The sequence below is a fragment of the Chryseobacterium gregarium DSM 19109 genome, assembly GCF_000430845.1.
GTDB lineage: Bacteria > Bacteroidota > Bacteroidia > Flavobacteriales > Weeksellaceae > Chryseobacterium > Chryseobacterium gregarium.
Genome location: NZ_AUMU01000011.1, coordinates 1 through 21,302, shown reverse-complemented (window position 1 = coordinate 21,302; position 21,302 = coordinate 1). Strand labels below are relative to the sequence as shown.

Here is a 21,302-nt window from a genome sequence, read left to right as displayed (position 1 = left end):
TTACAATAAGCGTATCCGCTGATTGCAAAATTGGGATTTTTGATTTCTTCCTATCGTCAGAAATGTTTTTAAATACAATAAAATTTACACAATGGAAAAAGACTTTTTACAAGAATTCATATACGAAGTTGCCAAAGAAAATGAAACGAAGATTGCTCAGGAAAAGAGAAAAAAATATTTCCAGGAACTAGGTAGGAAAGGCGGTTTGAAAACTAAAGAAAACAAAAAACTTGATAAAGTTATTTCAATACGAATGACCAATTCCGAATACGAAACTCTCATTCAAAAACAAGAAAAACATCCGTTCAAATTATCAACCTATATCCGAAATGTTTTGTTCGAAAAAGAACTAAAAATCAATGAATTTCAAACTGATGAAGTCTTACTGCAGTATGGGACTCATTTCAAAAAAATAACCAATCTTTTACGAAATCGGGAATGGAATGTTTTCGAAAACAAGAAGGAGATTTTAGTGAAAATCGAAAATTTGATCGAATTGATTCATCAGTATTTATATTCAAAAATTCAGAAAAATGAATAATTCAGCAACCACCAGATCCATTACAAAAATTGCTTTGGAATACAATGCAAACGATAAAGGAACATCAGAAATGGTGGCTTCGAATTATCTTTTGAGTGACACTGCTGAAGGTCAATTTCACGAAATGAAAACTGTAGCTGAAAGAAATACCAAAGTAAAGAAATGGGCATTGACAGGCTACATTTCTCAACCGGACGAAATTGGTAGAAAATTGAAGGATGAAGAATTCGCAGAAATCGCCACCAAAGCTTTAGATAAAATTGGAGTGACAAACAAAAATCAGTACCGATTGGATATTCACAATAGTACAAAACATAAGCATATTCATTTTGTCGTAAACAGGATTGATATTTCGGGAAATTGCACTGTGAAATCACACGATATCGGAAAGAGATTTGGTGATGCTGTCAGAGAAGTTTGCAAGGAAAGAGGATTGTTGACTGATATAGAAATTGGAATTCAGAAAAAAGCTGAGATGCTGAAAAGCTTGACCGAAGCTATTAGGTCAAAAGATAATTTTGATGATCTGATCTCAGAAATGAATAAAAAAGGTTTTGAAATTCAATTGTCTTCAAATATCAAAGACGGGATTTCGGGAATGCGAATTGTGATGGAAAAAGACAAAAATTTTCATACCGAAAGGATTTATAAAGCTGGTTACAAATTATCTGAAATCTCAAATCAACTGAAAATTTCTGAAATAAAATCTCTGTTTGAAATGAAAAATGCGGTCAAGGAAGCACAAAAAGACGCTGGCAACATAGAGGGATTTCGAAAAATTATACAACAAAAAGGAATTTCTGTAAAGATCCAATACAAAGGAGAATTTAAAGCCGGTCAAAAAAATGAAATTCAAGATTTCTGGATAAATAAAATTGGTGATAGTCAAGAGAAAAACGGATTCTTTTTTCGGAAAAATGTCGGGTTCTCTCTGTCAGCAATAGATTCTGGTCTGGATGATCTGGTAAAATCATTAAGTCAAAATAGTGTAAATAATGATGCAAGTAATCATCTGAAATCAGACCCAAATGAAAGCTTAATAGATATTGCAGGCGGATTAATAAGTGACTTCCTTAATCCAACCTATGTTTCTCAGGACGAAGATGCACTCTGGAAAAAGAAGCGAAAATTAAGAAGATAATTAAAAATATAAAACAATAAATATGGATAGTGAAAATAAAGAATCTAAAAGTAACGGAATGGAACTTTTAGAAAACGTGATCAAATCAAATATGGAAAATATTGAACAAAATATCAAACTGCAGTTTGCCATTGAAGATCATACGACTCTATTGAATGACTTAAAGATCTGCTTGGAAGACGGACAGTCACTCAATAATGAAACTGTGGTCTTTTTCAAATTAGTGCAAGCCAAAATGACTGAATTTCTTGCCAGTATTCCTACGCAGACAGAAATGGTTCTTTCAAAAGAAACTAAAGATTATTTGGACGGTTTTGGAAAGAATATACGATGGAAGAAGAAATTTATTTGGAGCGGAATTGGAGTTTTTGTCTTTGCGGTTTTAGTACTGATCGTCTCCATTAATTTCGCAACTAATTGGTACAAAGAAAGCATCAAAGCCAAAAGTGAATTGCGTCAAGATATTTTAAATGAAATTGCTGATGAAGGAAAAAAAATCTACGATGAAAATGAGATAACAATTTTGAGAGAAAACACTCAAATAATGCAATTATGGATCAAGAACAATCCTAAAAAAGCGGAAGATTTTCTGAGGTTTAAAGATGGATATAACGCAAGTAAGGAAAATCATTAAAGAAATTATCACTTAGCTGGAAAATTACTTTGGAGATTAAAATTAAGGTAAAAACCTTCGGTGAATATATTTTCTAGTATTTGAATCTTTTTGAATTGGATCTCTAAGCTTCTCTTTAGACAATTTATTAAAAAATATTTTGCGAAGCAAATATTATATTGTAATATTGCGATATAATATTTTTTGGAATTATGGGAGCTACTAAAACAGAACATTTTACAGATAAGCAAAATCAAATCGCAACAATTGCAAAAGCATTAGGACATCCTGCGCGAATAGCAATTATTGAGTATTTGATGAAAGTCAATGAGTGTATCTGCGGCGATATTGTGAACGAATTGCCTTTAGCTCAACCAACCGTTTCCCAACATTTGAAAGAACTGAAAAATGCAGGGATCATAAAAGGAAACATCTCCGGAAACGCCATTTGCTATTGTATAGACGAAAAGACCATCGAAATTCTAAACACTTATTTTTCCGCCATAATACAAAATGTTACCAAATCAAAATGCTGTTAGTATTTTTTTATCAAAACATATCGCAATATTGCATTTAAGCTATAAAGATTCAGTTATGAAATTATCAGAAGTAAAACAAATTTTGTCCATATTAGAAAATGTTGAATTCCAATTAGAGAATGGTGCTTTTGTTCCTGAACATTTTCACGTTACAGAAGTTGGAATGATCAATAAAAACTTTATTGATTGTGGCGGTGTCATCCGTTCAGAGAAGGTCGTCAATTTTCAGCTTTGGAATGCAGACGATTTTGAACATCGTCTGAAGCCTAACAAATTACTCAACATTATCAAACTTTCTGAGGATAAATTAGGAATCGAGGATTTTGATATTGAAGTTGAATATCAAAGTGATACTATAGGAAAATATGATCTAGAATTCAATGGGAAAATATTTATTCTAAAAAATAAGACGACGGCTTGTTTAGCACAGGACGCTTGTGGCATCCCATCAGAAAAAGAAAAAAAGAATCTAATTAAAGTTGGTGTAAACCAAAACAATTCTTGTACGCCAAATTCCGGATGTTGCTAATTCAATTGCTATGGAAATAAAGCCGATTACCAAAGACAATTTTCCAGAGTTGCTAGAAATCTATCGGCAGGGATTAGCTACCAATATTGCCACTTTTCAAAATGATTTGCCAATATGGCAAGATTGGGATAAAGGACACCTTGATTTCTGCAGGATCAGTATATATGAGAATAACGAAATGCTTGGTTGGACTGCATTATCTCCTGTCTCCAGCAGATGTGTCTATTCGGGCGTAGCAGAAGTGAGCATTTATGTTGCAAAGGAAGCAAGAGGAAAAGGTACCGGTAAAATATTGCTGAAGGAATTGATTAAGCAGAGTGAGTCCAATGGGATATGGACTTTACAATCCGGCATATTTGCAGAAAACCACAATAGCATAAAATTACACAACAAATGCGGTTTCAGAATCGTTGGCTACAGGGAAAGAATAGGAAAAAAAGACGGTGTCTGGAAGGACAATGTATTGATGGAACGCAGGAGTAAAAATATTGGAATAGACTAATAATCTTTTAAAATAATAATTATGTATTCAGCATTAACAAAAACTATCGAAAAAATAGAGACAAAAAACATCAATGAAGAACGTAAAACCACATTGAGACCATTGATAGAGTTTATTCAGCAAAAAGTTGACAATAAGCAAAAAGTAGATATCAATTTCATTTGTACCCACAATTCACGCAGAAGCCATTTAGCGCAGATCTGGGCTCAGGCAGCATCAGCCTATTTTAATATTCCTGGAGTGCACTGTTATTCAGGAGGTACAGAGGAAACTGCATTGTTCCCAAAAGTTTCGGAGACATTGGCGAACCAGGGTTTTAATATATTAAAAATTACTGATGATAACAATCCTGTATATGCCATTAAGTACGATGACAACGCCTTACCAATCATCGGGTTTTCAAAAAAGTACGATAGTCCTTTCAATCCGACTTCCGGATTTGCAGCAGTTATGACTTGTTCGCAAGCAGATGGAGGCTGCCCTTTTATTGCAGGCGCAGAAAAAAGAATCCCTATCACGTTCGAAGACCCTAAAATATCAGATCATACACCCGAACAAGCAGAGGTTTATACAGAACGAAGTTTAGAAATAGCAAATGAGATGTTCTATGTATTTTCTATGATTAAAAATTAATTGATGCAAGCAAAATTAAAATTCCTCGACCGCTTTCTTACCCTATGGATCTTTTTTGCAATGCTTTTGGGTGTTGGCTTGGGATATTTCTTTCCTAATATTTCTACTGTCACCAATTCTTTGTCTGTCGGAACAACTAATATTCCTTTAGCCATAGGCTTGATTCTAATGATGTATCCACCGTTAGCAAAAGTGGATTATTCATTACTACCAATGGCTTTCAAAGACAAGAAAGTAATGTCAGTATCTCTACTGCTAAATTGGATCATCAGCCCTATTTTGATGTTCGTATTGGCAATTATTTTTCTTCGGGATGAGCCTGATTATATGATCGGTTTAATTCTGATCGGTTTGGCTAGATGTATTGCAATGGTTATAGTCTGGAACGATCTGGCAAAAGGTAATCGGGAGTACGCAGCTCTGCTTATTGCATTAAACAGTATTTTCCAATTGGTGTTCTACAGTTTCTATGTTTGGCTTTTCATAAATGTATTACCACAAAAACTAGGCTTAGGAAATTTCAATGTTGCTGTGCCAATGAAAGATGTTGCCGAAAGTGTATTCATTTATTTGGGAATACCATTTATTACAGGATTTTTAAGTCGTTACTTCTTGATCAAATTAAAAGGAAAAGACTGGTTCAATAGAAAATTCATTCCGGCTATCTCACCTGTAACATTGTATGCATTGCTGTTTACCATAGTACTGATGTTCAGTTTGAAGGGCGATAAAATTTTAGAGCTGCCATTGGACGTTGTTAAAGTTGCCATCCCATTGGTAATTTACTTTGTCCTTACATTCTTCATCAGTTTTTTCATTAGTAAAGCATTGAAAGTACCTTACGACAAAAATGCATCGATCGCTTTTACGGCAACAGGTAACAATTTTGAATTAGCCATTGCTGTAGCTATAGCGGTTTTTGGAATTCACTCTTCGCAAGCATTCGTTGGTGTGATCGGGCCTCTTGTGGAAGTTCCTGTTTTAATTTTGTTGGTTAGGGTTAGTTTATGGCTGAAGAAAAAGTATTATCCCTGAAAAACATTATTATAATGTCTTTCAATAGTATTTTCTAAAAACTATTTTGTACATTTGTTGAAAGGAAATGGTGCTCTTCCTTACCCAACCGCCCTAAAAAAGCTGATGACGCCTGATTAGACAATGTTAACACATTTAATCAGGTAAATTATGTCCAAAAATCAGCATTTTAGATCCAACAGCAAAACAGCTCAGCTTTACACAAAGATCTTTTTCCGTAAATACCCTACTCTCCCATACATTGTTAAATGGTTTTTAATCAGTTCCATCATTGGGATATGTGTAGGGTCTGCCTCGGCAGGTTTTCTGGTATCACTGGACTGGGCTACGAATTTCAGGGAGAATCATCTGTGGCTCATCGCCTTTTTACCGATTGCAGGTCTGTTAATCGGCTTGCTCTATAATTATCTGGGGAAAGATATTGAGGCTGGAAATAATTTATTGATTGACAGCATCCACAATCCAAAGGAAATTATTCCTTTCAGGATGGCACCCTTTGTTTATTTAGGAACGATTGCAACCCACTTTTTTGGAGGTTCCGCAGGTAGAGAGGGAACGGCATTGCAGATGGCGGGAGCAATCGCTGATCAATTCACAAAACCTTTCAGACTAACTGAACCTGAGCGCAAAATACTGCTGATCTCGGCTATTGCTGCTGGTTTCGGTTCTATATTCGGAACACCTTTGGCGGGTGCATTGTTCGGTCTCGAAGTATTTCTGATAGGAAGAATAAAATATGATGCGATATTTCCTGCGTTTGCTTCAGCAATACTGGCAGACCTGGTCACTAACCTCTGGCAGGTTAAACACACCCATTATCATATCGACCTTGTTCCCCAATTGGAAGCTTTGCCAATCATCTACAGTATACTGGCAGGAATCTTATTTGGCCTTTGTGCAGCGACCTTTAGCAAGGTCATCCATTATGTTACTTCTATTTTCAAATCCAGAATATCTTTTCCGCCGCTCCGCCCTTTTGTGGGAGGGATCATAGTTGCCGTCGCTGTGTTTGCAATGGGAACCACGAAATATATCGGATTGGGTATTCCGACCATTGTTCAATCTTTTGAGCAGCAATTACCGCCTTACGATTTTGCATTGAAGATGGCCTTTACCATTATCACCCTCGCAGCAGGATTCAAAGGTGGCGAAGTAACACCTTTATTCTTTATCGGAGCTACCTTGGGAAGTGCCTTATCATTATTCATTCCTCTTCCGACAGGTCTTTTGGCGGGGATGGGATTTGTGGCGGTATTTGCAGGGGCAACCAATACCCCTTTAGCCTGTATGCTGATGGGAATAGAACTCTTCGGAGCTGAAAGCGGGATCTATATGGCCATTGCCTGCGTGGTATCATATCTTCTTTCCGGTCATAACAGCATTTATGGCAAACAGGTCATCGGGGAAGCAAAACATTCCAGATTTCAAAATCAGTCGGGAAAAAATATAAACGAAACCAAATAAATGAACACAATGGAAAATAAACCAACAGTGGTCGCAAGGATTTATTTCGAATACGGAGCATCTGTAAAAGATCAGTCGTTTTGGAAAAGACTATGGAACAATTCACTAAGTGAATTGTTGTTAAAAAAGGCAAAAGAGAGCAACATAGAGCAAGCCAACATATTTATCGCAAAATCAGGTTACCTGAATTATAAGACTATTACGTATAATATTTCGGAAATTCCTGCTTTGAATAATCCTGCCTGTCTTGAACTTATTGATAATGAAAGTAAGATCGACCAATTTTTAAAATTGAATAAAGACCATTTAAAACAAGCTAAAATAATACTTGTTCAACCCAGTTCTGAAATATTATTCACCTAAATACATCAAAAAATATTATGAAAATTACAAAAGTACACGCAAGAGAAGTACTCGATTCCAGAGGAAACCCGACAGTTGAAGCAGAGATCACCATCAATGGTGAGTTTACAGGGAGAGCCATCTCTCCTTCAGGAGCCAGCACAGGAGAAAAGGAAGCCGTGGAATTAAGAGATAACGATAAGACACGCTATCAGGGCAAAGGGGTTTCAAAAGCAGTCAGTAATGTCAATACCATTATTGCGGACGCATTGGTCGGGAAAGAGATACTACTTCAGAGTGGTGTAGATGCCTTGATGATCTCGTTGGATGGGACGCCCAACAAATCTAATCTTGGTGCAAATGGCATTTTAGCAGTTTCAATTGCTTATGCCAAAGCATCAGCTGCCTTTAACAAGATCCCACTGTACCGACAATTCAGGGATGAATCAACATATACCATGCCTGTACCTTGTATGAATGTGATCAATGGCGGAAGACACGCTGACAATAATATCGATTTTCAGGAATTTGTGATCGCACCACACAATGCCCCGAACTTTAAGGAGAGTATTCGAATGGGTGAAGAGGTCTTCCATACCTTAAAAGAGATTTTACAGGGAAAAGGCTATTATACAGGGGTTGGCGATGAAGGCGGGTTCGCACCCAATCTTAAATCCAATGAAGAAGCTGTGGATGTAATTTTGGAAGCTATAGCCAAAGCAGGATTTACGCCCGGAAAAGATGTTTCCTTATGCCTTGATCCCGCTACCAGCGAAATGTGGAAAAATGGAAATTACGAATTTTTCAAAAGTACAAAGGAACAAAAGACCAGCGAACAGATGATCGAGCTTTGGGAAAGCTGGACATCTCAATATCCAATTGTCCTCTTGGAAGACGGTCTTGGGGAAAATGACTGGAAAGGCTGGCAGAAATTGACGGAAAGATTAGGAGGCACAATAGAATTGGTGGGAGATGATATCTTCTGTACAAATCCAAAGATTCTGCAAGAAGGCATCGAACAGAAAATCGGCAACTCAGTCTTGATTAAACTCAACCAGATCGGAACGGTTACCGAGACATTGGAAACCATTGATCTGGCTTACAAAAATAATTATAACTGCTTTATATCGCACCGCAGCGGGGAAACCGAGGATACGACTATTGCCGACCTTACCGTTGCTGTAGGAGCAGGTCATTTAAAAACAGGAAGCGGCTGCCGAAGCGAGAGGGTTTCAAAATTCAATCAACTATTGAGAATTGAGGAGGAGCTTGGAAGTGCAGCAAAGTTTGCAGGAATCAAAGCGTTCAAGTAAGGTCTTATGTTAGAAAAAATCAATGATCTCGACACCCAATTATTTCTGTTTATCAACGGAAAGCATAATTCATTTTTTGACCCAATAATGTATTGGGCAAGCGATAAATTATTTTGGGTGCCTTTTTATGCATTTCTTCTATTTATCTTGATCAGAGAATTTAAAAGAAAAAGTGTTTATGTCCTTTTAGCAGTCGCGTTTCTAATCACGATCTGTGACCAGAGCGCATCTCATCTTATAAAAAATGCGGTAAAAAGACTGAGACCATCACACGAACCATCTCTGGAAAATTTGATACATCTAAACAAAGCCGGACCAGGTGGTCAGTATGGTTTTATATCTTCTCATTCTGCCAACGCATTTGGCTTAGCTACTTTCCTTATCCTATTACTACCAAGAAAATATAATTGGCTCAAATATGTTTTAGGTTGCTGGGCAGTTTTGGTCGCATACAGTCGCATTTACAACGGTGTCCATTATCCTACGGATGTTATTGTGGCAGCATTCTTGGGTATATTATATGGAAGTACAATTGCTTACTTTTCAAAAAAATTCACTTTAGAGAAAAGTAAATAACTTATGTGATGATTTGAATAATTTTCAAGTTCAATATTATATAAGAAATCATACAATGGTACTATTACCAAACTTTAAATAGTAATAATTTTAAATTTAAACTATAAAAAGGCTCAACCAATTTGGTTGAGCCTTTCCTATGAAAAAGTAATTATACCGAATTACTTATATTTTTATTTATTGATAAGCTTTTCAAGCCTATCCATCATTTCTTCTTTTTCTTTCAACATTCTTTCATACAGAGAAATCTTTTCTTCGTGTAGTTTGATAATTTCTTGCAATGGATTGACATTGTAAGTACCTCCTGAATTACCTATGAATGCTTCATCGTTAAATGTATTTGAAATGATATTAATTGCCTGCTCTTCATCAAAGTTTTGAAAAGCTTCTACCGGAATTTTCAATACTTCAGAAATCTTTTTCAACAAAGGATCTTCAATAATTTCTTTCTGTTCAAGCAGAGAAATTTTCTTTTGATTCCATTCATTACCCAAGTCAAGAGCTAAAGCTTCCTGCTTAATGCCCAGCATTTCTCTAAAGCGTTTTACATTTCGTCCCTGATGTATTTTCTGTTCCATAGCGGTTATCAAATTTTGAAGGCCTAAAGATAAAGCCATTTCTATTAAATCGTCTGAAATGTAAAGTTAAAAAATTATCCTGTAAAATATCCATTTCAGTAGATGTAATATCCAATTTCTGTATTGATTATCCACTTTGGATAACGGTAATTCGTACCAAGATAAAACTTTAAATATTATGAAAAAGAAAAAAATAGATTTTGAAGCTGAGTTCTGGGACAGCCATCAAAAGCATTCCTGTTTGACACTGATAGATGCATTTTTTCAGATGGATTTTCTGTCCGCTGTAAGAGAAAGACTAAATGATGTGATAAACTATTCAACGAAATGCGAAGTACTGATGAAGGATGATCCTTCGCTCATCTTTCATTATTACCTCTGTATGCGCTCATTTATTAGGGCAAGTTATGTATTACAATTCGAAGCAAAAAGATGGAAAGTGAAACGTCCCCCAAAGTTTCCATCCAGATTACTTCAAGGTTCGCTTTCGGATGAAGAATACCGCAATCCGTTTCTTGTCTTTCAAAAGGCGTTTAAAGAGTTTACTCTACAAGAATTTGAGTATTTCAATACGCAGATTGTTTATTTCTCATTAGGTGCATATTCTGATGAACCCGAAGCAAATATCGTTACTCTTTTTATCCATCTTAATAAAATGCTTGATTCAGCGCAGATCATTCGTGAAAGAGGCGTAAAGAAAATAAAGGATAAAAAAACCACATCCTCAGAATAATTTATCCCTTGAAAAGCATTAGATACCTGACAATTACTGACCAACTTTATTTCACTAAAAAATTTTAATATGAGAGATAAAGAAAAAACAATCGGAAGAATCATAGACTCGATGGAAAAGGTTGATATAACTTTTAGATTGTTGTCAGATGAGAGGCAGATAGATGAACTTAATAAAGGTATTTATCTACTTATGGATAAATTGGGAAGTGAAGACATAAATGTACTTTTTGACCGATATCCTAGATTGATACAAAAGTATAGTATCAAAGAAATGTTTTCAGGAAATGTTGAAATTCCAAATATTGACCCACATAGCTTAAAGATTGCCGGATTACTTACCTGCCTGCAATTTTTGATCTCAAGTTTTACCGATTTTATAGATGAATTTGGCAATAGCCTTCCTTTGAAGGAAACTGAAAATAGTAATTCATATCAAGCCGAAAACTATATCATTAGTTCAATTCCTCTGGATGATTATTTAAAAGAACTTTTTCTGAGTGTACTTTCTGTTATTGACGAAGAATACTACCAAAAATTCCTTGAGAAGATTGGAAATACAGATTTTACTATCAATGATATTCTGAAACTTGAGAAAGATAAAGAATTGCAGGAGCATATTGATTTAATGATGTGGTTCTCCTTAATCCGTGTGTTTCTTGAGGCTATTTACTTCTACTTTAATATCGAAAATCACAACTCAAAAATGTAATAAAATGAAAACTTCAAATCAACTTTCATTCTCAAAACTCGAAAACGAATTTTTAGAAGATGCTATCAAACAGCTTAGCCAAGATTATATTATCATTCAGATCTTTTATAATAAAAGTGTACATTCTCAGGATTCCCATCTAATTATACATTTGGAAAACAAAAATGATATTGATAAGCTAAAACAAAAACACTGGATTAAAAAAGCCTACTCTGAACATAAAGTACACATCCATTTTTTTTACAATACTCAACTCCATCAAAAGTTTGATTCAGGACATCCCTTTGTCGAATTTTACTGCAAACCATCAGCCTTGATCTATCAAAATGAGCAGTTTGGAAATCACCTTTTGATTGACAGAAATTGGAAGAAGTTTAATAAAAAGTTTGAAAATTATAAGGAAAGATTTTACCACGATCACAATATATTGCTGTCTCAAACCCGTGAATTTATTAAGTATGAATCGTTTGTGAGTGTTTTCCTCAGCTATGAAAAGGTGATTAGGTATGACTTGGAATATCTTGAAAATCTATATAAAGGATCTTCCTCTGATACAAAAAACCTGCACGAGCGTATTTATCATTTAATACCCTACGCTCCTGAGATTCAAAAATATTTTATAAAACAAAATGGAAAGGAGTACTATCTGATCAGTTTATTTGACAAAGCAAAAATGTCAGCTCGTGAGGATGAACTTATGTATGATAATGAATTCTTTGAAGCCATCGGCATTGCAGAAAAAAGTCTTTTCAGTATGATAGAAATACGCTTAGAAGAGTTAAAAATACACATCAAAAAATCAACTAGTAATATTGCAATACATACGGAAATAGCGGATGATTTGGTACATCAGAATGATAAAATCCTTGATAAGGCGGTTGAAGTAATTGTAAAATCTGAAAATACAGAAGAGATTTACCTATTTTATAAATCTACATACGGTAATAGTAAGATTTATTATCTGCTCGTAATTGCTCATAATGTGAGTAACGAAAAACTGAAAGATATACAGTATTATCTCAGAAATAAATCTGGGAAACAATATGATTTTGTATTGATCAGTCACGACCGATATTGGATTCAGCAACACCTATACAAATACCAAAATTTCTTTGCAAACATAATGCAGGGTAAAAACAGGATTTATGCTTCTAATCAATATCATCCTGAGCCACATTGGCAGTTTCCATATATTCTGGAACAAGACCTGAATTGTTATTATAAATCAGCAAAAGGCAATGGCTTACAGTTTTTAGCTATTGTTGGAAATGAAAGCGGAAACCATCAGGGAATACCTTTTCTTTTCGCTTTATTCTTCCTTTCGTTTTGCAGAACCTACATTTTTGTAAAGCTTTGCTATATGCCTAATTATTTGTCCTTTCAATCATTGTGGCAACTATGTCTATACGGCAATCCTGATCTGATACGCTATCAATATTTATTTGATGGATTCCTGCTGAAAATTATTCCAACTTTGGAATACCATAAGATTCTGCGCCATAAGTTTACTTGTCTTGATAAGGAAGTAGTGGATCAAATGAAAACTCTTGTGGAAAAGCTGATGAATGAACTTGATGAATTGGTCAAAAAAGAAGGATTTATCGATAAAATAAAAAAGGATTTTGAAAAATTTACATCTGAACTACATATGTAGTAATTGAATGTAAAAATCGGTGGCAGTGTTCACCGATTTTCAATTTTAGGGAGCATAAGTTCAGCTCCAACCGACCGTAGATTTGATTATACAAAAAAAGAGGTGAAAATAATGGAAGAGACAGAAAAGGATGTGTAAAATTGCGTCAAGAAGTAGGCTTAAATCTTTTCTATTTGAATATTATGGTATCAAGTGATCAACAAAACGTACTACTGAAGGTGTAGAAAAATAAGAACTTAATAGTAGACCCATAAAATAGTGTTATAGTGGATTTTAATTTTAAAATCAATGCTTTTGCTTTGTATTAAAGTATTCCTTACCTTCGTAATCGAAGACAAAGTCTCTCGCACTGCGAGGGGCTTTTTTTGTGGCATATATCAAGATATTTTGGTTTAAAAGAAGTTTTTAACGGGTGTCGATATCTTGCAGAACAGACTGTATTGCGAAAATTTATCTTCAAATTATAAATAGTGCATCACAACTTTATTTAAAGTTATGAAATAATATGTAAAGCCTTTATTAATATTAATTACAGAGAAGTGATAATTTATGTCCTTTCAGAAAATATTTGACTTTGGAAGTTTGAGCATTGATTTTTTTAGAGGAGCTGGAGGAATTTAGCAAACTTACTTTTAGTAAGGTCAAAGATAGAAAAGAGAAATTAATCAAAAAGGCAAAAGGTTAAATGGCTTGTATTTTAGTGCCGGCAGTTTTTCCGGATGAAAACCCTGAGCAATAAAATTGTTTAAAAAAGTTTTCTCCAAAAGTGATCTTTTGAGAATAACGTTAATATTTATAATAGAGACAAATTAATTAAAACAAAATAAATTTTTAAATTATGATTAGTACATTTAGTATTGTAGTGGTGATCGGATTGTTTATCCTTTTCACAGTGGGAATTCTCGGAAAGAGAAAATTTAAGGGATCCATTGAATATGAATCTTTTAAAATGGGGATTGAGGCGGAGGATTAACCGTTTTAATTTTAGATCAGGTTGGACTTCTGATCTTTTTATTTCACTGAATTATGTTTTTTTACAGAAAAACGATCGTTTTTTGAGATTATTTTAATTTCACGGTTATTTTTTCAACTCTATTCATAAAAATACAGACTTTTAAAATGGCGAAAATGATTAAAGAATAAAAACAAATCTGCGAAAAAATTGCTTCAAGAAATGTACACTAATTGTAATAATAGCTAATACCACTACCAGTTATAGAGTGTTCAGTAAATCAAAGTAAACCCAATAATTGCTATTGACATTAATAATCCAAATGTTCTTGGTAATAAAAGCAATAACATTATAAAAGAACATCCGACTAAAAAGAAACATATCAAAACAAAATGTATCCAAATATTAAAATCTTATCCTTGCTTCTCTTGTTCCAAAAAATTATTAAAAAAATGGCTAAAATTGAACTACAAAATAATGTAAAAGCTAACCACTCTTTGTCTGTATTTATAAAAGCGAATATGAATTCGCCTTTCAAATTAGAATAAAATTCAATCATCCTAATTCTTCAACACGTTTTTTAACTTCGGGATTGTCCTCAAAATATTTTTCGGTAAACCTCAATACTTTTGTCTGGTTCGTATATGTATGGCGAAAATTTCACTTTCAGTTGTGTTGTTAAAAAGTGGTTAAGGTTCCGCCGCTTCTCGTCAGTTGCCAAGTTCGGAACTTTTTATTTTCTGTTAAAGATAAAAATTCTTGCGAAACGCAAACGAGAACTTACCACAAAATTCGCAATTGCGAGAAACGGCTGTTAGCGGATAGCCCTTTTACCTTTTTTAGGAAATTTATTAATTCTGAATACTATATATTATTTTCTTTTCAGAAAGATTAACTACACTAATAGATAAATCTTTGTTTAGTACAAATACATTTTTACCGTTTTTAGAGTAAACAATCGCTTGTCTTGGTTCATTAAATCCTGTTATCACTCCAATATTAGTTAGTGTTGGTACATCAATTATTGAAAGAGAATTATCTTCTTTATTTCCACTCAATAAAATGTTTTCATCTGAAGATAATGATGCGCCATAAGGATCTTTGCCTACAGAAATTGTTTTAGCGATTATACCTGTATTTAAATTAACTACTGCAATGGAATTGGAACCACTATTAGCAGCAAATAATGTTTCACCATCTTTAGTAATAGAGATAGCTCTTATTTTGCTAAAACCAGTAATAGTTGTATCGATTTTTAAAGTTGCTGCGTCCACAACAGAAATAGCGTCGCTGGCAAAATTGGTCACGTAAATCTTTGTATTTGTTGCGTTTAATTTAATACCTTGTCTTGGTTCGGCAAAACCTGTTATTATTTTTTTTACCGATTTACTTGAAAGGTCAATTACCGTTACTGTATTTGTTGCCTCATTATTAATATAAATTTCTTGACCATTGTTGCTAATTGCTGAACCAAATGCTCCAAAGCCTACCGCATATTTTTCAATGATTTTAAAGTTCTTTGTTTCCAGTACAGTTAAAAATCCGGTGCTGCTGTCAGTGATGTAAAACTTCATTCCATCAGGCGAAAAAATGATGTTTCTTGGACTGATGAATCCAGGTATCTTTTTTATTAATTTACGAGATTTTAGATTATAAACACTTACGAAATTTACGTCGCTGTTTGATGCTAATGCAATATTTTCGGTTGGACTTATTGCTAAAGAATTATTTTTTATGTTGCCGTCAAAGATTTGTTGCGCTTGAGTTTTGGTAGCAATAATACTAAAGAATAGTATTAACATTCCAATTTTGAATTTATTTTTCATATTTTGAATTTATTAGTTTGTTAAAGTTGTTACAGCCCAAAGTGCAGCAGTTGCTATAATCACCCATAGAATTACACCTTGAATTAATGGTTTAAATCCAACAGAAGATATTGTTTTTCTGTTCAATCCACATCCTATTAAAAACAAGGTAAGCGTTAATCCTGCTTTTGCAATATTAGTTAAATAATGATTGTATTGTTGAACAAAAGGAATATAGGTATTTGCAATCATTGCAAGAACAAATAATCCAATAAAGTAAGGAATTTTTATTTTACTTTCTTTATTTTTAAAAATAAAAGTTGATAAAAAAGCAACAGGAATTATCCATAATGCTCGTGCTAATTTAACAGTTGTAGCAATCTCTAAAGCTTGCGGACCATATTTACTTGCTGCACCTACAACTGAACTGGTATCGTGAATAGCAATTGCACACCACATTCCAAATTGTGATTGTGATAAATTTAACTGATGCCCAATAAAAGGAAATAAAAATAAGGCTGCAGAATTTAGAATAAATATGGTTCCTAATGCAACCGATATCTGTTTTTCCTCTGCCTTTATTACAGGAGAAATAGCAGCAATAGCACTTCCACCACAAATGGCTGTTCCAGCTGATATTAAATAAGAAGTCTTTTTTTCTATCTTTAAAAACTTACCCATAAAGAAACCAATTACTAATGTTCCAATAATAGAAACTATTGTAAATAAAATACCTTCTTTACCCGCTTTTAATGCACTTGTAACATTCATTCCAAAGCCCAAACCAACAACAGAAACCTGTAACAATATATGAGTTGCTTTATGATTTAGATGTAAATATGGATGTCCAATAAATTGCGCAATTATTAAACCCATAAGTAAGGCAATCGGCGGTGATATTAATGGAGACAAGCAGAGTACAACTGCTAATAAAAAAATCACTTCTCTAGTGGTTATACTTTTGTCTAATAAATTTTTGAATCCTTTTTGATTTTCCATCTTACTTTATATATTATTGTTAGTACAAATTTCTTGAAATAAAGGATATGTTGGAAATTGTAAAAAGTTATGCGTCATTACTTAAAGTTATAATGATTGGCAAATTTCATAAATAATTCAGGTAAAGCCTCAACTTGACCTTGTTGTTGGATAAAGTAAAAATTCCTTTCGATAGACAAATGTTGAACATCTATTATTGTAAATTTATTTTCTCTAAGTTCTTTGTATATGGAATGTAATGATATAAAAGCCATAGTGTTGCTGTGAAGTATATAGTTTTTAATACTTTCAGTGCTGCCTAATTGCATTTCAATTTTTAAATCTGAAATTTTTACATTCAAAGATTTTAAATGATGTGCAATTACTTCTAGTGTTCCTGATCCTTGCTCGCGAAACAAGAGAGGAATGTTTTTTAGCTCATCAATAGTAATGTTCTGTCTTTTTGAGAGAGGATTTGTGCTATTTGAAACTAAAACAATTTCGTCTTTGACAAATTCGGTATATTTTAGATAGGCTTTTTTGGATTTTCCTTCTATGATACCCAAATCAATTTCATTTTTTTGCAGCGCAATTTCAATTTGTTCTGTATTATTAGCTTCTAAAGAAACGATAAGTTGGTCAAATTTTTTATGAAACGATGCTAAAATTTCAGGTAAAAGATATTGAGCAATTGTTGTACTCGCACCAATTCTTAATTTTCCGTTGAAATTTTGAGAAAGAGAATTAATTTCAAATTCTAAATTACGATAGGTTTCAAATATTTTTTCGGTATGAGAAAATAATATAATTCCTGCTTTTGTTAATTTTACCTTTGAGCCATTTCTTTCAAAAAGTTTAGTTTTCAGAAAACTTTCAATTTCTTGTATGTGTTTTGAAACTGCTGGCTGCGTAATAAATAATTCTTCGGCAGCTTTTGTAAAATTAAGTCGTTTTGCTACTTTGTGAAATACTTGTAAACGAAAATCAAACATTATTATAGGATTAAGTTATTTTACTCATTTTTTCTTGAGTTCTCCAAGGGTTTAAATATACGCATTGCGCCAATACGAAATATATAATGTTGCGCTTATTCTTTTATATATTTTATTTAAGATTCTGTTTGTTAGTTGATTAAATATTGAATAATTTTTGGATAAACGCAATTATATGATGAATGAAAATCTGACCGATCAATTCATAGTGATCCTTCGAATGCAACGATATGCCGAGAAAAGTATTAAGACCTACGCTTCACATCTCAGCTATTTTCTTAAATTATCTTCCAAACATAAACCGGAAGATATAACCTAACAACAACTTGAAGATTTTATTGTCTGGCTTGTCGACAAGATGAAGATAGGGCAATCATATCAAAAAGCAATGATCGCCACTATTACCAAATTTTATAAGGAAATCTTCAACCGCCAGATCAGTTTAAAACATCTCTATCCCAAACGCAAAGAACATAAATTACCGAAATTTCTTACCCTTGAAGAGGTGAAACAGGTATTGGATGCTACGGAGAATTTAAAACATAAAGCTATTCTTACCACAATATATTCGTGCGGTCTGCGTCTTAGCGAGGTGTTGGAATTGTAGATCTCTGATATCAAAACTAAAGATCGTCTCCTGCTGATCTGCCAGTCTAAAGGAAATAAAGATAAATTAAAGAGAAAGATACTATATCTCTTTAATAGTAAATTTATGACCATAAGTTCCAAGACGGAACTAAAAACAAAGTAAGTCTATTAAAAGAAAATATTTGAATATAGCACAAATTAGAAATCTCAAATATCGTATTCCCCTTTTTGTTCCCCCTTAAAATAAAAAACTCTTTGTTAACAGTAGTTACAGAGAGTTTTAAGTACCCCAGAAGGAACTTTTATTTGTAAAGACAGTAGAGAATTTATTCGAGGGCTCTATACTTAGACTTCAATAAGAATGTAGATTTGTTGGTGAATTTTTGCTAAATGGTTTCTATGGGGGAAAAGTAAAAGGCCTCAACAGATACTCTATTAGATAAAACGACTTCCTTTTAGTGATAAGAATAAATCTTTGCCTCAAATTTTTTCATATAAGAGAGATATCCTATATTTAATATTAGCACCTAATCTAGCACCCAAAAATAAAAAACCCTGTAAATCAATAATTTACAGGGTTTTAAGTGGAGTTGGAGGGATTCGAACCCTCGTCCAAACAAGCAATACATAAGATTTCTACATGCTTATCCTGCTGTTGGTTTTCGACTGGAGGCAGAGAGCAGACGCCCAACCTTCAGCTTATCTTCTAAATTTTCGTGCTTTAGCCGAAGCGTCTAAAGCCTTATTCCTGCATTCCTATATCCCATGATCAAACGCCGCAGAACGGGGCATTTGTGGGACATCTTGCTTCCCTACTGAAATCTTCGGGAAAACGCTTGATCTACTATACTTCGATATTAAGCTGCAAGAGCGAACTCTTCGTTGCCAGTTAAAATTGTGTAGCAAGGGATTTAAGAGATCGCGCTACGGTTCTCTGCATGCTTACTTACCCATTGGCCTTGCTGTCGAAACCAGTCAACCCCATGAATTAAGTGAAAACAAAGATACGGATTTTTGTTGATATATCCTTACGATCATGTTCCGCTTTTTAAATAAAACATTTACGGACTGTTTAAATTGTAGTATTAAAACTTTTAAAATTTATTTTTAACGGTAGTCCGCTGATCTTTTAGGCTTAGCAGATTTGAAAGCACATCATATCTTCTTGATGGCGGTCATTTGGAAGGAATTATTTTTTCAATAAATCTGACAGGTTCTAAGGAAAGGGAAAGGCACTTAGTAAAGGAAAGTATTTCAGCTTTTATATTCCCTGAACAATTACTGATGCGTGACAATGATATCTATTCACTGCTAAGGCAGTATAACAGGTTTTGCATGATAAATAAAGGGTAAATGATTTTTATGCAATAAATATTTGTGTTTTAAGTAAAAATGTGTATTTTTGCCATCCAAAATGAGATGTAAAGTATGTTAATAATTCCAGTAAAAGATGGTGAATCCATCGACAGAGCATTAAAAAAATATAAAAGAAAATTTGATAAAACGGGAACGGTTCGTCAGTTGAGATCGAGACAAGCGTTTATTAAGCCTTCTGTATCATTAAGACAAGCCAGACTAAAGGCAGCTCACAAACAGAGAAACCTTAGTAAGGAAGAGCAGGCTTAAGAATTTTCTTAACCCACACATACGGATTCACTCTTTAAATAGTTATATTTGAAGAGTGAATTTTTGTTTTCATACCCTTCATCATGGTCGATAAATTTTTAGAATACCTGCAGTTCGAGAAGCGGTGCTCCACCCATACCGTAATAAGCTATAAAAAAGATATTGAGGATTTTACGCAGTTCTGCCTGAAGACGGAAGCCACGGCAGATATCTCCAAAGCCGACAAAAAGGTCATCCGTAACTTTATAGTGGACCTCAGCGAAAACAATATTGCCAAACGCAGCATCAACCGGAAGCTGTCGTCGCTCCGCAGCTTTTACCTGTTCCTTTTGAAAATAGGGGAGATCAGCACTTCCCCTGCCGATGCCATTCCGTCCCTTAAGTTTTATGCCGAAAAGCAGATCCCGATGTCTGAAGAAGAGATGCAGCGGCTAAGCGACTCCGTGTTCAGCGAGGTAACTGATGTGCTTGAAAAATGCATTATGGAAGTGCTTTACCAGACGGGAATCCGTAAAGCCGAGCTTTGTGGTATGATGTTTGAAAGTGTTAACCTGAGCGAAAACGAACTGAAAATAACAGGAAAAGGGAACAAACAGAGGATGATCCCTATTGCGGCAGAACTTTCCGGCCTGTTAAAAAAATATACAGAGATCAGAAGACCGGCAGCAGAATATGTTTCCTATTTTTTTGTCAACAAAAAGGGGAAAAAACTCACCGAAAAGTTTGTTTATCTGGTGGTGAATAAGTACCTTAGTATGGTTACAACAAAAGAAAAAAAGAGCCCCCATATGCTCAGGCACAGTTTTGCAACACATGTCCTGGATAATGGGGCGGAGATCTCCAAGGTAAAGAAAATATTAGGGCATTCCAGCCTGGCGAGCACCCAGGTTTATACCAATGCCAATATCGAACAATTGAAAAAAGTATTTAATCAGGCCCATCCAAGGGCTTCAAAAAATGAAGAGTTATGAAGATCACAGTACAGTCAATTGGTTTAACCCCACACGAACCACTAGAATCGCACATTGAGAAAAAAGTAAGCAAGCTGGAAACGTTTTATGACAAGATCCAGGACTGCAAAGTGTTCCTGAAAGTAGAAAATAATGCAGACCGGAACAACAAAACCACTGAAATCATTCTGGTGGTTCCCGGTGAAGATATCGTGGTAAAAAAGACCTCCGCTACTTTCGAAGAAAGTTTAGACCTTTGTGTTGATACCGCTAAAAAGCTATTAATCAAGAAAAAAGAATTGGCTTAACAAAAAAAGCTAAAAAAGTTAATAAAAAGTTTGAGAATTCAAAAAATCCGTTCTATATTTGCACTCGCAAAAAGGAACCGCGATCTTTTGAATTCTTTTTTATTTTGCCTCCATAGCTCAGCTGGCCAGAGCACGTGATTTGTAATCTCGGGGTCGTGGGTTCGAATCCCTCTGGAGGCTCAGTTTAATATAAAATATC

The 21,302-nt window shown here is 34.2% G+C and carries 24 protein-coding genes, 1 tRNA gene, 1 other RNA gene and 1 riboswitch; of the genes, 21 read left to right on the top strand and 5 right to left on the bottom strand.

The features are described 5' to 3' along the window. Window positions 1-91 precede the first annotated feature (91 nt). The 12 genes from H561_RS0113150 to H561_RS22460 all read left to right on the top strand — a co-directional run bounded on the left by H561_RS0113150 (window position 92) and on the right by H561_RS22460 (window position 9,228). Window positions 92-541: a plasmid mobilization protein gene (locus H561_RS0113150; RefSeq protein ID WP_027387438.1), complete on the top strand. Its 450-nt coding sequence runs from the start codon at window positions 92-94 to the stop codon at window positions 539-541. Further along, complete coding sequence (locus tag H561_RS22470; protein ID WP_027387437.1) at window positions 534-1,682, top strand: relaxase/mobilization nuclease domain-containing protein; 1,149 nt, start codon at window positions 534-536, stop codon at window positions 1,680-1,682. The genes H561_RS0113150 and H561_RS22470 overlap by 8 nt, the downstream gene beginning before the upstream one ends. Before the next feature lie 22 nt (window positions 1,683-1,704). Beyond that, a complete protein-coding gene (locus H561_RS23330) occupies window positions 1,705-2,316 on the top strand; it encodes a hypothetical protein (RefSeq protein WP_051349378.1) in 612 nt (203 codons plus the stop codon). Window positions 2,317-2,507: 191 nt separating this feature from the next. After that, complete coding sequence (locus tag H561_RS0113135) at window positions 2,508-2,834, top strand: ArsR/SmtB family transcription factor (RefSeq protein WP_027387436.1); 327 nt, start codon at window positions 2,508-2,510, stop codon at window positions 2,832-2,834. A gap of 55 nt (window positions 2,835-2,889) precedes the next feature. Beyond that, the gene (locus H561_RS0113130; protein ID WP_027387435.1) at window positions 2,890-3,363 is read left to right on the top strand and encodes a DUF6428 family protein; all 474 of its coding nucleotides are present in this window, start codon (window positions 2,890-2,892) and stop codon (window positions 3,361-3,363) included. Between the two features lie 10 nt (window positions 3,364-3,373). Further along, a complete protein-coding gene (locus tag H561_RS0113125) occupies window positions 3,374-3,865 on the top strand; it encodes a GNAT family N-acetyltransferase (RefSeq protein ID WP_027387434.1) in 492 nt (163 codons plus the stop codon). A 21-nt stretch (window positions 3,866-3,886) separates the two neighbouring features. Beyond that, window positions 3,887-4,498, top strand: coding sequence for an arsenate-mycothiol transferase ArsC (locus H561_RS0113120; protein WP_027387433.1), 612 nt, complete (start codon window positions 3,887-3,889; stop codon window positions 4,496-4,498). A 3-nt stretch (window positions 4,499-4,501) separates the two neighbouring features. Beyond that, window positions 4,502-5,533 (top strand): ACR3 family arsenite efflux transporter, encoded by a 1,032-nt coding sequence (gene arsB, locus H561_RS0113115; protein ID WP_027387432.1) that lies wholly within the window; start codon window positions 4,502-4,504, stop codon window positions 5,531-5,533. A 54-nt stretch (window positions 5,534-5,587) separates the two neighbouring features. Then, a riboswitch (Fluoride riboswitch) is annotated at window positions 5,588-5,655 on the top strand. Window positions 5,656-5,683: 28 nt separating this feature from the next. Then, window positions 5,684-6,997, top strand: a complete 1,314-nt coding sequence (locus tag H561_RS0113110; RefSeq protein ID WP_027387431.1) for a voltage-gated chloride channel family protein — start codon at window positions 5,684-5,686, stop codon at window positions 6,995-6,997. A gap of 9 nt (window positions 6,998-7,006) precedes the next feature. Beyond that, window positions 7,007-7,360, top strand: coding sequence for a DUF190 domain-containing protein (locus tag H561_RS0113105; protein ID WP_081411664.1), 354 nt, complete (start codon window positions 7,007-7,009; stop codon window positions 7,358-7,360). Between the two features lie 14 nt (window positions 7,361-7,374). After that, window positions 7,375-8,652, top strand: a complete 1,278-nt coding sequence (eno, locus tag H561_RS0113100) for a phosphopyruvate hydratase (protein ID WP_228372273.1) — start codon at window positions 7,375-7,377, stop codon at window positions 8,650-8,652. Window positions 8,653-8,658: 6 nt separating this feature from the next. Beyond that, window positions 8,659-9,228, top strand: a complete 570-nt coding sequence (locus tag H561_RS22460) for a phosphatase PAP2 family protein (protein ID WP_034762205.1) — start codon at window positions 8,659-8,661, stop codon at window positions 9,226-9,228. 173 nt (window positions 9,229-9,401) lie between these two features. On the opposite strand, the gene H561_RS0113090 is transcribed toward H561_RS22460, so the two are convergent. Beyond that, window positions 9,402-9,806 (bottom strand): helix-turn-helix domain-containing protein, encoded by a 405-nt coding sequence (locus H561_RS0113090; protein WP_027387428.1) that lies wholly within the window; start codon window positions 9,804-9,806, stop codon window positions 9,402-9,404. A 178-nt stretch (window positions 9,807-9,984) separates the two neighbouring features. Here H561_RS0113090 and H561_RS0113085 point away from each other — a divergent pair, with 178 nt between their 5' ends. The 4 genes from H561_RS0113085 (at window position 9,985) to H561_RS24390 (ending at window position 13,877) form a co-directional block, all read left to right on the top strand. Further along, a complete protein-coding gene (locus H561_RS0113085) occupies window positions 9,985-10,539 on the top strand; it encodes a hypothetical protein (protein ID WP_034762239.1) in 555 nt (184 codons plus the stop codon). A gap of 69 nt (window positions 10,540-10,608) precedes the next feature. Continuing rightward, on the top strand, window positions 10,609-11,250 hold the full coding sequence (locus tag H561_RS0113080) for a hypothetical protein (RefSeq protein ID WP_027387426.1): 642 nt from the start codon (window positions 10,609-10,611) through the stop codon (window positions 11,248-11,250). Between the two features lie 4 nt (window positions 11,251-11,254). Beyond that, window positions 11,255-12,904, top strand: a complete 1,650-nt coding sequence (locus tag H561_RS0113075; protein WP_027387425.1) for a hypothetical protein — start codon at window positions 11,255-11,257, stop codon at window positions 12,902-12,904. Between the two features lie 838 nt (window positions 12,905-13,742). Further along, entirely contained in the window at window positions 13,743-13,877 is a 135-nt protein-coding gene (locus H561_RS24390; RefSeq protein WP_262486242.1) for a hypothetical protein, read from the top strand. Window positions 13,878-14,707: 830 nt separating this feature from the next. Here the strand turns inward: H561_RS24390 and H561_RS0113065 are convergent. From H561_RS0113065 to H561_RS0113055, 3 genes are all read right to left on the bottom strand, one after another. Beyond that, a complete protein-coding gene (locus H561_RS0113065; RefSeq protein ID WP_027387424.1) occupies window positions 14,708-15,682 on the bottom strand; it encodes a beta-propeller fold lactonase family protein in 975 nt (324 codons plus the stop codon). A 12-nt stretch (window positions 15,683-15,694) separates the two neighbouring features. Beyond that, window positions 15,695-16,660: a YeiH family protein gene (locus H561_RS0113060; protein WP_027387423.1), complete on the bottom strand. Its 966-nt coding sequence runs from the start codon at window positions 16,658-16,660 to the stop codon at window positions 15,695-15,697. Between the two features lie 77 nt (window positions 16,661-16,737). Next, window positions 16,738-17,631 (bottom strand): LysR family transcriptional regulator, encoded by an 894-nt coding sequence (locus tag H561_RS0113055; RefSeq protein WP_027387422.1) that lies wholly within the window; start codon window positions 17,629-17,631, stop codon window positions 16,738-16,740. Between the two features lie 358 nt (window positions 17,632-17,989). Between H561_RS0113055 and H561_RS23325 the strand changes: the two genes are divergently transcribed. Beyond that, window positions 17,990-18,238: a site-specific integrase gene (locus H561_RS23325; protein WP_027387421.1), complete on the top strand. Its 249-nt coding sequence runs from the start codon at window positions 17,990-17,992 to the stop codon at window positions 18,236-18,238. A 563-nt stretch (window positions 18,239-18,801) separates the two neighbouring features. Here H561_RS23325 and ssrA read toward each other — a convergent pair. Next, window positions 18,802-19,202, bottom strand: a transfer-messenger RNA (tmRNA) gene (gene ssrA / locus H561_RS23655). Window positions 19,203-19,647: 445 nt separating this feature from the next. Here ssrA and rpsU point away from each other — a divergent pair. The 4 genes from rpsU (at window position 19,648) to H561_RS0113030 (ending at window position 21,283) form a co-directional block, all read left to right on the top strand. Further along, window positions 19,648-19,845 carry a 30S ribosomal protein S21 gene (rpsU, locus tag H561_RS0113045; protein ID WP_027387420.1) on the top strand — a complete coding sequence of 66 codons (198 nt, stop codon included), beginning with the start codon at window positions 19,648-19,650 and terminating at the stop codon, window positions 19,843-19,845. Between the two features lie 83 nt (window positions 19,846-19,928). Beyond that, window positions 19,929-20,816 (top strand): tyrosine-type recombinase/integrase, encoded by an 888-nt coding sequence (locus H561_RS0113040; protein ID WP_027387419.1) that lies wholly within the window; start codon window positions 19,929-19,931, stop codon window positions 20,814-20,816. Beyond that, window positions 20,813-21,103 (top strand): HPF/RaiA family ribosome-associated protein, encoded by a 291-nt coding sequence (locus tag H561_RS0113035; protein ID WP_027387418.1) that lies wholly within the window; start codon window positions 20,813-20,815, stop codon window positions 21,101-21,103. The genes H561_RS0113040 and H561_RS0113035 overlap by 4 nt, the downstream gene beginning before the upstream one ends. Before the next feature lie 106 nt (window positions 21,104-21,209). Next, window positions 21,210-21,283 (top strand) — tRNA-Thr (locus tag H561_RS0113030). Window positions 21,284-21,302 lie beyond the last annotated feature (19 nt).

Bases quoted from the DNA above. Each gene is read 5' to 3' on its own strand.
- arsB (WP_027387432.1), top strand. From the start codon at position 4,502: ATGCAAGCAAAATTAAAATTCCTCGACCGCTTTCTTACCCTATGGATC.
- H561_RS23325 (WP_027387421.1), top strand. From the start codon at position 17,990: ATGAAGATAGGGCAATCATATCAAAAAGCAATGATCGCCACTATTACC.
- H561_RS0113120 (WP_027387433.1), top strand. From the start codon at position 3,887: ATGTATTCAGCATTAACAAAAACTATCGAAAAAATAGAGACAAAAAAC.
- H561_RS0113040 (WP_027387419.1), top strand. From the start codon at position 19,929: ATGGTCGATAAATTTTTAGAATACCTGCAGTTCGAGAAGCGGTGCTCC.
- H561_RS0113085 (WP_034762239.1), top strand. From the start codon at position 9,985: ATGAAAAAGAAAAAAATAGATTTTGAAGCTGAGTTCTGGGACAGCCAT.
- H561_RS0113130 (WP_027387435.1), top strand. From the start codon at position 2,890: ATGAAATTATCAGAAGTAAAACAAATTTTGTCCATATTAGAAAATGTT.
- H561_RS23330 (WP_051349378.1), top strand. From the start codon at position 1,705: ATGGATAGTGAAAATAAAGAATCTAAAAGTAACGGAATGGAACTTTTA.
- H561_RS0113080 (WP_027387426.1), top strand. From the start codon at position 10,609: ATGAGAGATAAAGAAAAAACAATCGGAAGAATCATAGACTCGATGGAA.
- H561_RS0113090 (WP_027387428.1), bottom strand. From the start codon at position 9,806: ATGGAACAGAAAATACATCAGGGACGAAATGTAAAACGCTTTAGAGAA.
- H561_RS0113105 (WP_081411664.1), top strand. From the start codon at position 7,007: ATGGAAAATAAACCAACAGTGGTCGCAAGGATTTATTTCGAATACGGA.
- H561_RS22460 (WP_034762205.1), top strand. From the start codon at position 8,659: ATGTTAGAAAAAATCAATGATCTCGACACCCAATTATTTCTGTTTATC.
- rpsU (WP_027387420.1), top strand. From the start codon at position 19,648: ATGTTAATAATTCCAGTAAAAGATGGTGAATCCATCGACAGAGCATTA.
- H561_RS22470 (WP_027387437.1), top strand. From the start codon at position 534: ATGAATAATTCAGCAACCACCAGATCCATTACAAAAATTGCTTTGGAA.
- H561_RS0113035 (WP_027387418.1), top strand. From the start codon at position 20,813: ATGAAGATCACAGTACAGTCAATTGGTTTAACCCCACACGAACCACTA.
- H561_RS0113060 (WP_027387423.1), bottom strand. From the start codon at position 16,660: ATGGAAAATCAAAAAGGATTCAAAAATTTATTAGACAAAAGTATAACC.
- H561_RS0113135 (WP_027387436.1), top strand. From the start codon at position 2,508: ATGGGAGCTACTAAAACAGAACATTTTACAGATAAGCAAAATCAAATC.
- H561_RS0113125 (WP_027387434.1), top strand. From the start codon at position 3,374: ATGGAAATAAAGCCGATTACCAAAGACAATTTTCCAGAGTTGCTAGAA.
- H561_RS0113075 (WP_027387425.1), top strand. From the start codon at position 11,255: ATGAAAACTTCAAATCAACTTTCATTCTCAAAACTCGAAAACGAATTT.
- H561_RS24390 (WP_262486242.1), top strand. From the start codon at position 13,743: ATGATTAGTACATTTAGTATTGTAGTGGTGATCGGATTGTTTATCCTT.
- H561_RS0113110 (WP_027387431.1), top strand. From the start codon at position 5,684: ATGTCCAAAAATCAGCATTTTAGATCCAACAGCAAAACAGCTCAGCTT.
- H561_RS0113150 (WP_027387438.1), top strand. From the start codon at position 92: ATGGAAAAAGACTTTTTACAAGAATTCATATACGAAGTTGCCAAAGAA.
- H561_RS0113065 (WP_027387424.1), bottom strand. From the start codon at position 15,682: ATGAAAAATAAATTCAAAATTGGAATGTTAATACTATTCTTTAGTATT.
- H561_RS0113055 (WP_027387422.1), bottom strand. From the start codon at position 17,631: ATGTTTGATTTTCGTTTACAAGTATTTCACAAAGTAGCAAAACGACTT.